The 14,464-nt window shown below is 62.6% G+C and carries 13 protein-coding genes; 8 read left to right on the top strand and 5 right to left on the bottom strand.

Annotation, left to right across the window (positions count from 1 at the left end):
* The first annotated feature begins 418 nt into the window (after positions 1 to 418).
* The 4 genes from Q8R10_RS14025 (at position 419) to Q8R10_RS14040 (ending at position 4,459) form a co-directional block, all read left to right on the top strand.
* Positions 419 to 988 carry a GNAT family N-acetyltransferase gene (locus Q8R10_RS14025; RefSeq protein WP_305654453.1) on the top strand — a complete coding sequence of 190 codons (570 nt, stop codon included), beginning with the start codon at positions 419 to 421 and terminating at the stop codon, positions 986 to 988.
* A complete protein-coding gene (locus tag Q8R10_RS14030; protein WP_305654454.1) occupies positions 978 to 2,561 on the top strand; it encodes a nitroreductase family protein in 1,584 nt (527 codons plus the stop codon). The genes Q8R10_RS14025 and Q8R10_RS14030 overlap by 11 nt, the downstream gene beginning before the upstream one ends.
* 329 nt (positions 2,562 to 2,890) lie before the next feature.
* A complete protein-coding gene (gene tesB, locus Q8R10_RS14035) occupies positions 2,891 to 3,760 on the top strand; it encodes an acyl-CoA thioesterase II (RefSeq protein ID WP_305654455.1) in 870 nt (289 codons plus the stop codon).
* A 111-nt stretch (positions 3,761 to 3,871) separates the two neighbouring features.
* The gene (locus Q8R10_RS14040; protein ID WP_305654456.1) at positions 3,872 to 4,459 is read left to right on the top strand and encodes an HAD family hydrolase; all 588 of its coding nucleotides are present in this window, start codon (positions 3,872 to 3,874) and stop codon (positions 4,457 to 4,459) included.
* A gap of 138 nt (positions 4,460 to 4,597) precedes the next feature.
* Here the strand turns inward: Q8R10_RS14040 and Q8R10_RS14045 are convergent, their stop codons facing one another.
* Positions 4,598 to 5,467: a neutral zinc metallopeptidase gene (locus Q8R10_RS14045; protein ID WP_305654457.1), complete on the bottom strand. Its 870-nt coding sequence runs from the start codon at positions 5,465 to 5,467 to the stop codon at positions 4,598 to 4,600.
* 58 nt (positions 5,468 to 5,525) lie between these two features.
* Positions 5,526 to 6,389, bottom strand: a complete 864-nt coding sequence (locus tag Q8R10_RS14050; protein ID WP_305654458.1) for a PhzF family phenazine biosynthesis protein — start codon at positions 6,387 to 6,389, stop codon at positions 5,526 to 5,528.
* 132 nt (positions 6,390 to 6,521) lie between these two features.
* Here Q8R10_RS14050 and Q8R10_RS14055 point away from each other — a divergent pair, with 132 nt between their 5' ends.
* Positions 6,522 to 6,905, top strand: coding sequence for a DUF4345 domain-containing protein (locus Q8R10_RS14055; protein WP_305654459.1), 384 nt, complete (start codon positions 6,522 to 6,524; stop codon positions 6,903 to 6,905).
* Here Q8R10_RS14055 and Q8R10_RS14060 read toward each other — a convergent pair.
* From Q8R10_RS14060 to Q8R10_RS14070, 3 genes are all read right to left on the bottom strand, one after another.
* Entirely contained in the window at positions 6,902 to 7,411 is a 510-nt protein-coding gene (locus Q8R10_RS14060; protein ID WP_305654460.1) for a DUF4136 domain-containing protein, read from the bottom strand. The genes Q8R10_RS14055 and Q8R10_RS14060 overlap by 4 nt on opposite strands.
* Positions 7,412 to 7,498: 87 nt before the next feature.
* The gene (gene trmA / locus Q8R10_RS14065; RefSeq protein WP_305654461.1) at positions 7,499 to 8,587 is read right to left on the bottom strand and encodes a tRNA (uridine(54)-C5)-methyltransferase TrmA; all 1,089 of its coding nucleotides are present in this window, start codon (positions 8,585 to 8,587) and stop codon (positions 7,499 to 7,501) included.
* A 204-nt stretch (positions 8,588 to 8,791) separates the two neighbouring features.
* Positions 8,792 to 10,087, bottom strand: coding sequence for an NCS2 family permease (locus Q8R10_RS14070; protein ID WP_305654462.1), 1,296 nt, complete (start codon positions 10,085 to 10,087; stop codon positions 8,792 to 8,794).
* A 218-nt stretch (positions 10,088 to 10,305) separates the two neighbouring features.
* On the opposite strand from Q8R10_RS14070, the gene Q8R10_RS14075 reads away from it, so the two are divergent.
* The 3 genes from Q8R10_RS14075 (at position 10,306) to Q8R10_RS14085 (ending at position 14,462) form a co-directional block, all read left to right on the top strand.
* Positions 10,306 to 10,857 carry a DJ-1 family glyoxalase III gene (locus Q8R10_RS14075; protein ID WP_305654463.1) on the top strand — a complete coding sequence of 184 codons (552 nt, stop codon included), beginning with the start codon at positions 10,306 to 10,308 and terminating at the stop codon, positions 10,855 to 10,857.
* Positions 10,858 to 11,098: 241 nt separating this feature from the next.
* Entirely contained in the window at positions 11,099 to 13,930 is a 2,832-nt protein-coding gene (locus Q8R10_RS14080) for a xanthine dehydrogenase family protein molybdopterin-binding subunit (RefSeq protein ID WP_305654464.1), read from the top strand.
* Complete coding sequence (locus tag Q8R10_RS14085; protein WP_305654465.1) at positions 13,923 to 14,462, top strand: (2Fe-2S)-binding protein; 540 nt, start codon at positions 13,923 to 13,925, stop codon at positions 14,460 to 14,462. The genes Q8R10_RS14080 and Q8R10_RS14085 overlap by 8 nt, the downstream gene beginning before the upstream one ends.
* Positions 14,463 to 14,464: the final 2 nt, after the last annotated feature.

Below are 14,464 nucleotides of genomic sequence, written 5' to 3' on the forward strand. Positions count from 1 at the left end.
TCCGAGTGCTGTGTCGAGCGGGATGAAACGTCAAACGCGGTGCAGAAATTATCTTGGTTAAATGCAGTTTCGCGACGCCACCTGGGGGCAGTCGCGCTTGACCTGCGGGCGAGGTAACCGACGTGGAAGCCGCCGGCTAACTGCCGATGCACCCGTTAGGGCAGTCTAGCCGTCAGCCGGTCAGAGCGCCCGCAGGCCGTCAGAAACTGGCTGGCAGCTTGGTGTGGGCGTGGCCTTGGCAACGCCGGTAGGCGCAAGCCACGCCAGAAATTTCGCGACCAAGGCGCCCCTACGGGGCTGCGCCATCAGCCTTGTGCCGCGCCTGGAGCCGCAACGATTAGCGCCATGGGCTTACAATAGCGCGCATGGTTTGCCGGCAGTCGGCAGGCCGCTATTTACCCGCGAGCGAGTAGTGTTTATGGCTTGGATCGAACTGCACAGCGAGCGCTTATTGCTGCGCACTTGGCGAGCCGAGGACTTGCGCGGTTTTGCCGCGCTGAATGGCGACCCGCAAGTGATGCGGCATTTCCCCAGTGTGCTGAGCCGCGCCCAGAGCGATGCCATGGCGCGGCGTATGCAAGCGCACTTTGCCGAGCATGGCTTTGGTTATTGGGTGCTGGAGCGCCGCGACCAGCCAGGGCTGATCGGCGTACTGGGTCTGCAGCGGGTGAATTTCGAGGCGGCCTTTACCCCGGCGGTGGAGATTGGCTGGCGGCTGCAGCAGGCCCATTGGCGTCAGGGCTATGCGCTGGAGGCGGCTGCTGCGGTGCTGGCCTGCGCCTTCGCGCAGGTGCAGTTGCCCGAGGTGCTGGCTTTTACCGTGCCATCCAATCTGCCCTCGCAAGCCTTGATGCAGCGCCTGGGCATGCAGCGCAATCCGCACGATGATTTTGACCATCCGCTGCTGCCTGAAGGGCATCCGCTGCGCCGCCATTTACTGTATCGATTAAGCCGTGACAGCTGGCTGGAGCAACACCATGACGGTTGAACAGCAGGTCCGCGCCTATCACCAGCTGAGCATGCATCAGCCGGAAAACTTTGCCCCCGGCCCCGGTCAGTTGCACTGGGCGACCCAGCCGGCGGCGTTTCGCCGTTATGCCGGGGCACGGCTGATCGAGCTGCAGCGCCGCCCGTTTGCGCAGTCCGTCGACTATGACGCGGTGTTTGCCGCGCCTGTGGCGGTGCCAGCGTCACTCGATCACGCCAGCGTCGCGCAACTGCTGTACGACAGTCTGGCGCTGTCGGCCTGGAAGGAGTCCGGCGGCAGCCGCTGGGCGCTGCGGGTCAATCCATCCTCGGGCAATCTGCACCCGACCGAAGCCTATTTGTTGCTGCCCGCCGGGGCGGTGGACGAGGCCGCGCTGCTGGTGCATTACGCCCCGGATAAGCACGGCCTGGAGGTGCGGGCCGAGTTGCCGCCCGCCTTGGCCGCGCAATTGAGCGCGAGTCTGCCTGTCGGTGGCGTGCTGCTGGCGCTGAGCAGCATCGGCTGGCGTGAAGCCTGGAAGTACGGCGAGCGAAGTTACCGTTACTGTCAGCATGACCTGGGCCACGCCCAGGCCGCGCTGGCGATTGCCGCCAGTGCCCTGGGCTGGCAGGTGCGTTTGTTGAATGGCGTGGCGGCGGCGCAGTTGGATGGCATGTTCGGGCTGGATCGCGACGGCTTTAGCGAGGCCGAACAGATCGATTGTCTGCTGTGGATAGGCCCAGCCCAAGCCGCCGAATTTGCCTTGCCGCCGTCGCTGCTCAAAAGCCTGGCGGCGCTGGAGTTGGCCGGCCAGCCCAATCAATTGTCGACCCAGCAACGCCACTGGCCGGAGCTTGCACGGGTGCAGCAACTCTGTCGCGCCCCGGCATTGGCATCCCGCCCTTGGTTGGCGCCGGCGGGGCGGCAGGCGGCAGATAATCCCGCGTTGCTACTGCGCCCGCTGCTGCATCAAAGACGCAGCGCTCAGGCCTTCGATGGTCGCTGCGGGATTCACGCCGAGTTGCTGCTGGCCTGGCTGCAACGTCTGCTGCCGGCCAATTCGCCGGTGCCCTTGGCGCTGTTGGGCGCGCCGCCGCAGGTGGATTTGCTGCTATTTGTGCATAGAGTCGAGGGTTTGCCCGCCGGCCTGTATTGGCTGGATCGCAGCGGCAGCGGCACGGTCTCTGGCTGGCGCGCGGACTTTGTCTGGCAACGGGTCAATCCTGAACTGCCCTTGTATTTGTTGCTGGAGGGCGATGCCCGGGGTTTGGCTGGGTTTCTCTCCTGCGGGCAGAACATCGCCCGCGATGGCTGCGTGGCCCTGGCCATGTTGGCGCGTTTCGATGGGGCGCTGGCACAAGGGCCGTGGCAGTATCCGCGGCTGTTCTGGGAGTGCGGGCAGATCGGCCAGTTGCTCTACCTGGAGGCCGAGGCGGCGGGCTTGGCTGGCACCGGAATTGGCTGTTATTTCGACCCGCAGGTGCATGAGCTGCTCGAGATGGCCGACAGCCGCTGGCAAAGCCTTTACCATTTCACTATTGGCCGGGCGCTGGTGGATGAGCGCGTTAGCAGTCTGCCGGCGTATCCAGAGTAAGGCTATGTACCCGCTATGGGTTGAAGCGTGCGGCCGGTTAGACGATGCCTGGGGCGCGGTAATTCGTAGGGTGGGTTAGGCGCATGACCGCGGGCTATCTGCTGATGCTTATGCCGTTGCGCCGTAACCCACCAGATGGGAGCGGCCGATCACCGTTTGGTGGGTTACGTGGCGCACACATTGCGCAGTTGATGCTCTGACCCTGCTCTGCGCCACTAACCCACCCTACAAAGGCTAGAATCTGGCTCAACAGTCAACGGATATATGGCCAATATTAATCGCTGCCACCGCAATGAGTGGCAGCATGCCTTGCGTAGAGGAGATTTTGTATGACCCAGGTACTGGATAATTTGGTAGCGCTGCTGAGCCTCGAAGCCATCGAGGAAGACCTCTATCGCGGCAACAGTCAGGACCTTGGTTTTCGCCAGTTGTTCGGCGGCCAGGTGCTCGGTCAGTGTGTGTCGGCGGCCAGTCGCACCGTGGAAGAAAGCCGCCATGTGCATTCCATGCACGGCTATTTTTTGCGCCCAGGCGACGTCAGCGTGCCGGTGGTTTATCAGGTCGACCGCATCCGCGATGGCGGCAGCTTCAGCACCCGGCGGATCACGGCGATCCAGAAGGGCAAGCCGATCTTCACCTGCGCGGCGTCGTTTCAGTACGATGAGGAAGGCTTCAATCATCAGTTGCCGATGCCCGATGTGCCGGGGCCGGAAAACTTCAAATCGGAAACCGAGTTGGCGCGGCTGATTGCGCCGATGATCCCCGAGCGCATGCGCGAGCGGGCGATCAGCGACAAGCCGATTGAAATCCGCCCGGTGACGCGTATCAATCCCTTCGACCCCAAGCCTTGCGAGCCGGTCAAGTACGTCTGGTTTCGCGCCGACGGCGATTTGCCGGATGACCCGCAGCTGCACAAATACCTGCTGGCCTACGCCTCGGATTTCAACCTGCTGACCACCTCGATGCAGCCCCATGGCGTGTCGGTATTCCAGAAGTTTATGCAGGTCGCCAGTCTCGACCATTCGCTGTGGTTTCACGCCAACCTGCGCATGGACGACTGGCTGCTGTACGCCATGGACAGCCCTTGGGCCGGCAATGCCCGCGGTTTCTCCCGTGGCAGCATCTTCAACCGCGCCGGCCAGTTGGTCGCCTCGGTGGCGCAAGAGGGTCTGACCCGTCAGCGCGAGGACTGGAAGTAACATGGGCGTTGTAGCAGCATGCCCCGGCGTCTGTGCGAGGACCGGAAATAACATGGGCGTTGCAGCGGCCTGCAGCTTGCCCCGGCTGCGTCTGTGCGCGGAGGAGAACTAATGTGGCGACAGAGCCGCCATTGGGTGTTCGACATGGACGGCACCCTGACGGTGGCTGTGCATGATTTCGAGGCCATCAAGCGGGCCTTGGACATTCCACTGAGCGACGACATTCTCCAGCACCTGGCCGCCTTGCCGAGCGCTGAGGCGGCGGCCAAACATGCCTGGCTGCTGAGCCATGAACGGGAACTGGCCGAGGCTGCGCAAGCGGCGCCTGGCGCCCTCGAACTGGTGCGTGAACTGCGGCGGCGCGGCTGCCAGCTGGGCATTCTGACCCGTAATGCCCATGCCCTGGCACTGCTGACCCTGCAAGCGATTGGTTTGGCTGAGTGCTTTGCCAGCATCGACGTGATCGGTCGCGATGAAGCGCCGCCCAAACCCGATCCCGGTGGCTTGCTGCACCTGGCGCAGCGGTGGCAGGTGGCGCCGCAGGCATTGGTGATGGTCGGCGACTATCGCTTCGATCTGGAATGCGCCCGCGCCGTGGGCGCCCAGGCGCTGCTGGTCAATCTGCCGGAAAATCCCTGGCCCGAGCTTTGCGACGGCTACGCCCAGGATTGCGCCGAGTTGCTGCGCCAGTTGCGTTAAGCACCGTAGTCATTCGGTATGGCCTGGAATGCAGGCCGTAGGATGGTGTGGAGCGTAGCGATACCCATCACGGGTTTGATCGCCACCGCTACTCGATGGGTATCGCCAGCTCAACCCATCCTACGCTGTGCTACGCCGCTACAGCGTGCGGGCCTTGAAGGTGTCGCACAGGCCAACCTTGCCTTGCTCGAAGCCCGTTTTGAACCAGCGTACCCGCTGCGCCGAGGTGCCGTGGGTGAAGGCATCCGGTATCACCTGGCCTTGGCTTTGCTGCTGTAGGCGATCATCGCCGATGGCGTTGGCGGCGTTCAGTGCCTCTTCCAAGTCGCCGGCTTCCAGCCATTGCAAGCGTTGCTGGGCGCTATGGGCCCAAACGCCGGCCAGACAGTCGGCCTGCAACTCCTGACGCACCAATAAGCCGTTGTCACCTTCCAGCCTCTCGCCACGCTGGCGAGCCGCCTGCACCTTGGCCGACACGCCGAGCAGGGTCTGCACGTGGTGCCCGACTTCATGGGCGATCACATAGGCCTGGGCAAAATCTCCGGCGGCGCCAAAGCGTTGCTCAAGCTCACGGAAGAAACTCAGGTCCAGATACACCTGGCGGTCGCCGGGGCAATAAAACGGCCCGCTCGCCGCGCTGGCCATGCCGCAGGCCGAGCGCACGCTGGCGTTGAATAACACCAGGGTCGGGTCCTGATACTGCCGGCCAGCTTGTTGAAAAATCTGCCGCCAGGTGTCTTCGGTATCACCCAGTACGGCGCGAACAAAGTCGGTCTGTTGGTTATTGGTCGGGCTCTTGGCGCTCGGCTGCTGGACGCTGGAACCGCTAATGCCGGCTTGCCCCGCGAGCTGGCCAAGGATCTGCAGCGGGTCTTGGCCGGTGAGCAGCCCGAACCCCACGATCAGCACCACGGCGCCCAGGCTCAAGCCTTTGCCGCCGGGGCGAAAACCGCCGCCACTGCCGCCGTCCACTACGTTGTCGCTGCGCCGCGCGCGTTTCCACTGCATGTTCAACTCCTGATTATGGGGGGGCTTGGCCGTCGTGCTCTAGGGTCGATTCGGCCTACTAGCCCAGCTGTTTTGGATCGATCAGCAGTTCGGCACGGGCCAGCAACTGTACATGGCCGCCGACTGTGACGCGGCCATCGACAGCCACGCACACATCCAGCCGGCTTGGGCGTTGCAGGAAGCGCCCTTGATTGAGGCTAAACGCCTGCCCTGGCCCACGTACGCCCTGTTGCACCAAGTAAGCAGCCACCGGCCCGGCGGCGCTGCCGGTGGCGATGTCCTCCACCTGCCCGGCCGGGTCCCAGGTGCGACCCTCAAGGCCATCGACATCCAGCAAGTAAACAAAGGCCGCGCCGCAGTTCAACAGTTCGACATCCAGCAACCGGCATTGTTTGGCCTTGGCCAGGCCGGCCGCAATGACCGGCAGCAATACATAGGGCAGCCCGGTGCTGACCACAGTGGCGGGGTAGCGCGGATCCAACTCAGTGCTGGGCAAACCAAAGGCGCTGGCAAACTCGGCGGCTTCAGCCTGGCTGAGCACCTGGCCAAATTTGGCCTGGCCCTGATCCATCTCGGCGTAAAAGCCCTGACCATGGCGGCGGCTGGTTATTTGCACGCTTTTGCTCAGCAAGTGCAGGGTCCACTGGGCCTGCTCGGCCGGGCTGTGCAAGTGATGCAGCAAGGCCGCCGCGCCAATGATCGGGTGACCGGCGAAGGGCAGCTCCTCTTCCATGGTGAAGATCCGCGCGTGGTATTCCTGGGCGCTGGCGCCGGGCAGCAGGAAGATCGATTCGAACTGGCGCAGCTCAATGGTCAGCGCCTGCATGGCCGCACTCGACAGCCCACGGGCATCGGCAAAGGCACTCAAACCATTGCCGCTCAGCGGCCGTTCAGCGAATACATCCAGTTGCCAGTACTGCATGGTGGGCGCTCCTGCGCTGTGCTTGGACGTTGGAGTTTACTGCGCGGGCCAGGTCAATGCAGCCGCAAGACTTGGGTGTTTGCGGATGCTCAGCGAGGCCCTATGCTCGAAGCCTACTTTGGGGAGTTAAACATGCGCACTACGCAGATTTTTTTGTGGCTGCAGGCCTTGGGGCTGATCGGCTTGGGGCTGGCCTATTTTATCCGCCCCCATGAGATGACCAATCTCAGTGGCATGTTGCTGATGGCTCAGGCGGCGATCACCGACGTGCGCGCCTACTACGGTGGCTTGCAGATGGGCTTGGGGGTTTTTCTGTTGCTGGCCTGCCGGCAAACCGAACTGACGCGGGCGGCGTTGATTCTGCTGGTGCTGCTTAACAGCGCCTTGGCCTTGGCGCGGATCGGCGGCCTGTGGCTGGACGGCGGCTTTGAGCAGACCTTCAACCTGACCGCGTTGCTGATTGAAGTGGTGTCGGCGGGGCTGGCCCTGTGGTTGCTGCGCCGCTTGCCGAATTAAGGCTTGCTGGGGAAGTCGGCCAGCAGCTTGGCCACGGCCTGGTTGATGACTTCCTGGCTGGCGTTTGGGTCGCGAATTTGCTTATTAATCAGCGCCTGAAACAGCAGGCTGTCGTGGTTGTGGTTGTCGAGAATTCGCAGCGCCAGGCGCGCTCGCTGCTCGGGGCTGAAGTTGACGTCGCTGTAAGTGGCGCCACCCACGGCCACCGGCTTGATCTCGACCGCCGTGTTGTTGTCCACGCCCAACAGGTAGATCACCCGCAAGTCGGCGTTTTGCGCCTGCTCGGTATAACCCTTGGCCGTCAGCGCCGCGCGCAGGGCGATATTGAAGCGCTCTTCGAGATCGACGCGGTGGCCCGGACTGTTAATCGGTTTGATCACAAAGCTGCTGAAGTGGCCCTCGCGGGCCGCGTCCGTCACCAGGATGTCCGGGGTGGCCGGCGGCGCACCGGCGCAGGCGCCGAGCAGGCTGAACAGGGCGGATAACAACAGGCGCGAGTAAGGCATGGGAACTCCGGCTTTTTATTGTGCCCCGAGCCTAATAGTCACTGCCGCCGTTGTCGCCAACCCTTGGTTGGGGCGGCTGTTTCACGCTTAACGGCGCTCCAGCAATACGCCGCTTTCCATATGGTGAGTGAAGGGGAACTGGTCGAACAGCGCGCAGCGGCTGATTTTATGGCTGTCGTGTAACTGGGCGATGTTGGCCGCCAGGGTCTCGGGGTTGCAGGAGATATACAGAATCCGCTGGAAACGCCGGGTCAGCTCGCAGGTGTCCGGGTCCATGCCGGCCCGTGGCGGGTCGACGAACACGGTGCCGAAGTCGTAGCTGGGCAGGTCGATACCCTGCAGACGGCGGAATGGTCGCACTTCATTCAGGGCCTGGGTCAGCTCTTCGGCGGACAGGCGCACCAAAGTGACGTTGTCCACGCCGTTGTCGGCCAGGTTGGCCAGCGCCGCATTCACCGAGGACTTGCTGATTTCGGTGGCCAGCACCTTGCGCACCCGAGTGGCCAGCGGCAGGGTGAAGTTGCCGTTGCCGCAATACAGCTCCAGCAGGTCATCGTCGCGCTGGCCGATGGCGTCATAGGCCCAACTGAGCATCTTCTGATTGACCGTGCCGTTGGGCTGGGTGAAGGCCCCTTCCGGTTGGCGATAGCTAAATTCGCGTCCTGCAACTTGCAGACGTTCGACCACGTGATCTTTGCCGATCACCAAGCGCTGGCCGCGCGAGCGACCGATCAGGCTGACGCCAAGCTCGGCGGCCAGTGTTTCTGCGGCGGCCTGCCAGTGCGCATCCAGCGGGCGGTGGTAGCACAGGGTAATCAGCCCATCGCCGGCCAGGGTGGTGAGAAACTCCACCTGAAACAGCTTGAACGACAGCGCCGAACTGGCTTGCCAGGCAGCCTTGAGCTTGGGCATCAAGGCATTGATGGCCACGCTGGCAATCGGCAAGTTGTCGAGCAAAATCGGCGTGTGTTTGTCGCCGGCGGCAAACATCGCATAGAAGCGCTCCTCGTTCTCGCGCCACAGGCGAAACTCGGCGCGCAGCCGGTAGTGCTCGGGTGGCGAGTCGAATACCGTCGGCTGCGGGGCGTCAAAGGGCGCTAATAGCGCAGTCAGGCGCGCCTGTTTTTCCGCCAGTTGGGTGGCGTAGGCGGCAGGATCGAATGTTGTGGCGGTCATGGGGCAGCTCTTTTGGTCGGGCGGGTGTTAACCCGCCGCTAGCAAGGAAGTAAGGGGTATCAGGCCGTTGAAAAACGTAGCGAGCGACGGCTAGGCAAGGCGAAATCAGCCGAAAAAGCGCAGTGTACGAGCTGTACATGAGCATTTTGAGGCTGATTTCAACGCGGCATAGCCGAGCGCAGTAGTTTTTCAGCGGCCTGGTAATTAGGCGTTGAAGAAGGCGAACTTAAGCACGAATAGCGTGGCCAGCAGCGCCAGTGCCGGGTTGATGTCTCTCCAGCGGCCGGCCAGGGCCTTGACCAGCACCCAGGTGATAAAGCCAAAGGCGATGCCGTTGGCGATCGAGAAGGTCAGCGGCATGGCCAGGGCGGTGACCACCGCAGGCGCTGCAACTGTGATGTCGCTCCAGTCGATTTCGGCCAGGCTGGCGGTCATCAATACCGCGACGAACAGCAGCGCCGGCGCGGTGGCGAAGGCCGGTACTGTGCCGGCCAGGGGTGCGAAAAACAGGCTGAGCAAAAACAGTAGGGCGACCACGCAGGCGGTCAGCCCGGTGCGCCCGCCGGCCGCCACACCGGCGGCCGATTCGATATAGCTGGTGGTGGTCGAGGTGCCCAGCAAGGAGCCGCCCATGGCGGCGGTGCTGTCGGCAATCAGCGCGCGGCCCATCTTCGGCAGATAGCCGTCGGCGCGCATCAATCCGGCGCGTTTGGCCACGCCGATCAGGGTGCCGGTGTTGTCGAACAGGTCGACAAACAGGAAGGCGAAAATCACGCTGAGCATGCCGACATCCAGGGCGCCGAGGATGTCCAGCTGCAGAAAGGTCGGTGCCAGCGACGGCGGCATCGACAGGATGCCGCCAAAGGGGGTGACGCCGATGGCGATGGCCAACGCGGTGACGGTCAGAATGCCGATCATCACGGCGCCGGCAACCCGGCGTGCCTCGAGGGCGACGATCAGCACAAAACCGAGAATGGCCAGCAGCGGGCCGGGTGCAGTGAGGTCGCCGAGACCGACCAGGGTGGCCGGATTGGCGACCACCAGACCGGCTTCTTTCAAGGCAATGATCGCCAGAAACAGGCCGATGCCGGCGCTAATCGCCGAGCGCAGCGCCAGAGGAATGCTGTTGATGATCCATTCGCGAATGCGAAAAATCGACAGTAAAAAGAAGATCGTCGCCGAGATAAATACCGCGCCCAATGCCACCTGCCAGGTGTGGCCCATGTGCAGCACCACGGTGTAGGTGAAGAAGGCGTTCAGGCCCATGCCGGGAGCGAGGGCAATCGGGTAATTGGCGATCAGCCCCATCAGCGCCGAGCCAATGGCCGCCGCCAGGCAGGTGGCAACAAACACCGCGCCTTTGTCCATGCCGGTTTCGCCGAGGATGGCCGGGTTGACGAAGAGGATATAGGCCATGGTCAGAAAGGTGGTCAGCCCTGCCAGCATCTCAGTGCGCACCGTGGTCTGGTGCGCCTGCAGTTGGAACAGTTTTTCCAGCATGGTCGGGCTCTCCGTGGCGCATCGGGCGCCGCAATGGTGTTGATTAAGGCATACCGCTCGCCAACGGCAACGCCGCGCGGGTGGGGCTGCGCAGGTTTACTGGGCGGTAATGCGCCATGATAGCAGTTCAACTATTGGCTGCGAATTTGCCCCGCTCCGCCAGCCCAGGCTGCTAGCCTTAATGGACTATCAATTGCGCTTTATTTGAGGATGCCCACATGTCAAAACGTGCCCTGATCGCCGTCGCCGATGGCGTTGAAGACATAGAAACAGTGACTTTGCTCGATGTGCTGCGTCGCGCCGAAATTGAGGTGGTGCTGGCCAGTATTGAAACCCGGCGGATGATTAACTGTGCCCATGGCACCCGCTTAACCGCCGATGCGATGCTGGTCGATGTGCTGGCCCAGGACTTTGACTTGATCGTGCTGCCCGGCGGCATGCCCGGCGCCCTGCGCTTGGCCGAGCATCAGCCGCTGGCAGAACGGGTCCGCCAGCAGGCCGCCGCGGGCAAGCTGTTTGCCGCCATTTGCGCTGCTCCCGCCCTGGCGCTGCAAGCCTATGGGGTGCTCAAGCAACGCAAGATGACCTGTTATCCGGCGTTCAGCGAACGCTTGTCGGGTTGCACCTTTGTCGATCAGCCGGTGGTGGTGGATGGCAATTGCATCACCAGCCAAGGCCCCGGCACGGCGTTGGAATTTGCCTTGACGCTGGTTGAGCAGGTGCTGGGTAAGTCTGCTCGGGCTAGTGTGGCCAGCGATATGCTGCTGTAGCCCGGCGCGTGGTTAGTCCCCGGTGGATGCGCTGTCGTGACTGGGTACGAGCCCCTCGTGAGCCTGGGCCAAACACTCTTGCAGCTGCTCGCGCTTGGTCTTGATGATCGAAACAGGTATTATCTTGACCTATAAGTCAGCTTTATCTGGCTGCGTTTGCCTGCGGTTCGACTTTGTGTCGATCACGGCAGAAATATTCAACAGGTTCAGCGACAGGGCAACGCGGCCCTGAGGAGCAGGCATGTCCAAGCGTGAATTATCCCGCCGCGCGTTTTTGCAAGGCAGCGTCATCGCCGGTATCAGCATCAGCTTGGCGCCGCTGGGCAGTAAAGCCTTTGCGGCCTTGTTCGAAGCCCAGGTAACCGCCGCACCGCAGCCCTGGTACGGCCAGAATGGCAAGGCGCGCGGGCGTATCGATGGGGTCTCGAAGGCCTGCGGGGCCAAGGTGTTCGCCCGCGATATCCGCGCCAAGGACATGCCCGGTTGGCCGCAACAGCAAGGCCATGCGCTGTTGCTCAAGGCCACTGACATCGACCGGCTGTATGAGGGCCTGGATCTGTCGATGCTGAGTAGCGAGTTGCAACCGGATCGCATCGTGACCGCCGCCGATCTGAAGAAAGACGGCATCCGTTTTCCCCAGGGGCATGATCTCGATCCCTTCCTGCCTGAAGGGCAGGTGCCGATGTTTCTCGGCCATCCGGTAGCGCTGCTGATATGGAAGGATTACGAGCGCTTTCGGGCCGCTAAAGGCCTGCTCAAACACAATCAGCAAGTCTTGCGCTATGGCGCTCAGGCGCCGCGCTACCAGGCCGATCCCTATGGCAGCTTCCGTTACGTTCGGGTGGGCGGCGCCGATGCCTATGCCCCGGACACCTTCTCCAGCCTGAAAGACAGCATGCTGTTTCCCATGATCCGTGAGCGCAAACCGGTCTGGAGTCAGCAGGCGAAGATCAATGGCGACCTCACCGAGCAAGGTTTGTATTACGCCGGACAGATGCAGCAGCAGTTGGAAAACCCTCCGGCCGATTGGCTGGTGTTCGATGAGCAGTACAAGACCCAGTCGGTCGAGCCCGCAGCGTTAGAGGCCGACAACGGCAACGGCTGGTATGACCCGGCCACTAAGACTCTGCATTTTGTGGTTGCCACCCAGTGCCCGTTCGAGGTGGCGGAGCAGTGCGCACATATGCTGGCGCCGTCGCGCTTTACGGTGGACAAACTCAGCATGCATCCGGGCTACACCGTCGGTTACGGCTCGAAAGACAACAACATCTTCGTCTTCTACGCGGCGCTGGCGGCCATGTATGGCGACGGCACGCCGATCCGCCTGGCCAATGATCGCTACGAGCAGTTTCAAAGCGGCATCAAACGGCATGCCTTCGACATGCACTATCAGTTGGCGGTAAATAAGACCGATCAGCGCTTTCAGATCTTCCGTACCAACATGAACCTGGACGGTGGTGGCCGGGCCAACTACAGCTCCTCGGTGGCGGCGGTTGGCGCCACGGCGGCGCAGTCGATTTACTACCTGCCGCAAAGCGATATGGCCGCCACCGCCTACCATTCCTGCGGCGTTGAGGCCGGCTCGATGCGTGGCTACGGCACCCTGCAAAGCATGGCCGCCACCGAGATGATGGTCGACGAGGTGGCCGAGCGCCTCGGCGTGGATGCCATCGAACTACGCCGCAAAAACATGCTGCAAACCGGCATGAAGAACACCCAGGGCGCGATTCCCGCCGGTGCCCTGCGTCTCGATGAATTGCTCGATAAGGCCGCCGCCCACGAACTGTGGAAGGACCGCGTGGCACGCAAAGCGCGCCTAGACAAGGCCGACCCTGACCACCTCTACGGCGTAGGTTTTGCCATAGTGCAAAAAGACTTTGGCACCGGCTCCGAGTCGCCGATGGCCAGTGTCGAGTTCAGCGCCGATGGCCGGGTTAAATTGCGTCAGCTGGCGATTGATATGGGCACCGGCATGGCCACTTCGCAAGCCTTGCTGGTGGCGGACTATCTCGGCTTGCCGGCCGATGAAATCAAAACCGGCGAGACCGAGTGGGCCGAACTGGGGCTGATTACCAGCGGCAATCCTTACATCGTGAGTCAGGCCGATCAGGACGCCAATCTGCGTAACCCACGCTGGGTCGGCAAGCTGGCTTCGGCCTCGTCGGCGACCAATTCTGCGTACTACTCCGGCCATGCCACCCGAGAGGCGGCGCGCATTCTGTTCAATCACGGGCTGTGGCCGGCGGCGCTGTCGATCTGGGGCCAGGGGATTTATGGCGGCGCGGCCAGCCCCTATGTGGTGCGCCGCGAAAACGCCCACTGGGTCAAAGGCAAGCTGACCGCCGATGGCATGCAGCCGTTGCCGTTCGCCCTGCTGGCGAAAAAAGCCCATGAGCTGGGACTGGTGACTGGCGCCAGTGTGCACGGTTTCAACCGCTGGGCCTGGGCTGAGGCGGAGTTTGAGATTGACGGCGTGCGCGACAGCGTGCCGCTGGATGCCCTGGCGCTGAAATATGGCGATGGCGCCCCGGCGGCTAAGCGCGCGCTGATGACCGCAGCCGGTTACCACCGTCTCGACCGCAGCAGCGTCAAATACCCGGACACCCAGTTAAACAACGCCATGGTCACCTACTACAGTCCGGTGGCGACTCTGCTGGAGGTCAAGGTCAATAAAGGCTCGGGCGCGGTGCAGGTGCTTAGCCATCACTCCTGGCTGGAATGTGGCCGGGTGATAGTGCCGGAGCTGGTGCTCGGCCAACTGGAAGGCGGTATCGCCATGGGCATCGGCCATGCGTTGCTGGAGGAGTTGCCGCTGCACGAAGGCGGTCCGGGGGATGGCACCTGGAACTTCAACCGCTACCAACTGCCACGGGCCAAGGATGTCGCGATCTGGCAGCAGAGCGCCGAGATTCTGCCGCCGCTGTCGCCCAGCGATCCGGCCAAAGGCATCGCCGAAGTGGTGATGATTCCGGTGGTCGGCGCCATCGTCAATGCGGTGGCCCACGCAACCGGCAAACGCCTGCGCGAACTCCCACTTTCACCCGCTCGCATCAAGGAGGCCCTGAATGGCTAAGCGTCCGCTCACTCTGCAGATCAACGGACAAATGGTCGGCCCCCTCGAGGTGCCGGACGATTTGTTGATGGTTGAGTTCTTGCACGAATACCAGAACCTCACCGGCTCGCGTCTCGGCTGCGGCCAGGGCATTTGCCACGCCTGCGTGCTGATCTTGGACAAGCCCGACGGCACCAGCGAGGAGGTGCGTACCTGCATCACCGGCGCGCACTTCTTCAATGGCAAGCGCGTGCGCACCATTGAAGGCCTGGCCAAGCGCGATTCCAGCGGCGCGGTCACCGAGCTGAATCCGATCCAGCAAAAGTTCGTCGATCATTTCAGTTTTCAGTGCAGTTATTGCACGCCGGGCTACGTCAATGCGGCCACCATCATGGTCGAGAAACTGCAGCGCCAACCAGTCAAGCGCAGCGAACTGGAGCAGGAAATCGAGACCGCTCTCGGCCAGCATATCTGTCGCTGCACCGGCTACGTTCGCTACTACCAGGCAGCGAAACTGGTGCTCGAAGATCTCGGTCTGGTCAGGGAGGGTTGAGC

It is taken from the genome of Pseudomonas sp. (genome assembly GCF_030698175.1).
GTDB lineage: Bacteria > Pseudomonadota > Gammaproteobacteria > Pseudomonadales > Pseudomonadaceae > Aquipseudomonas.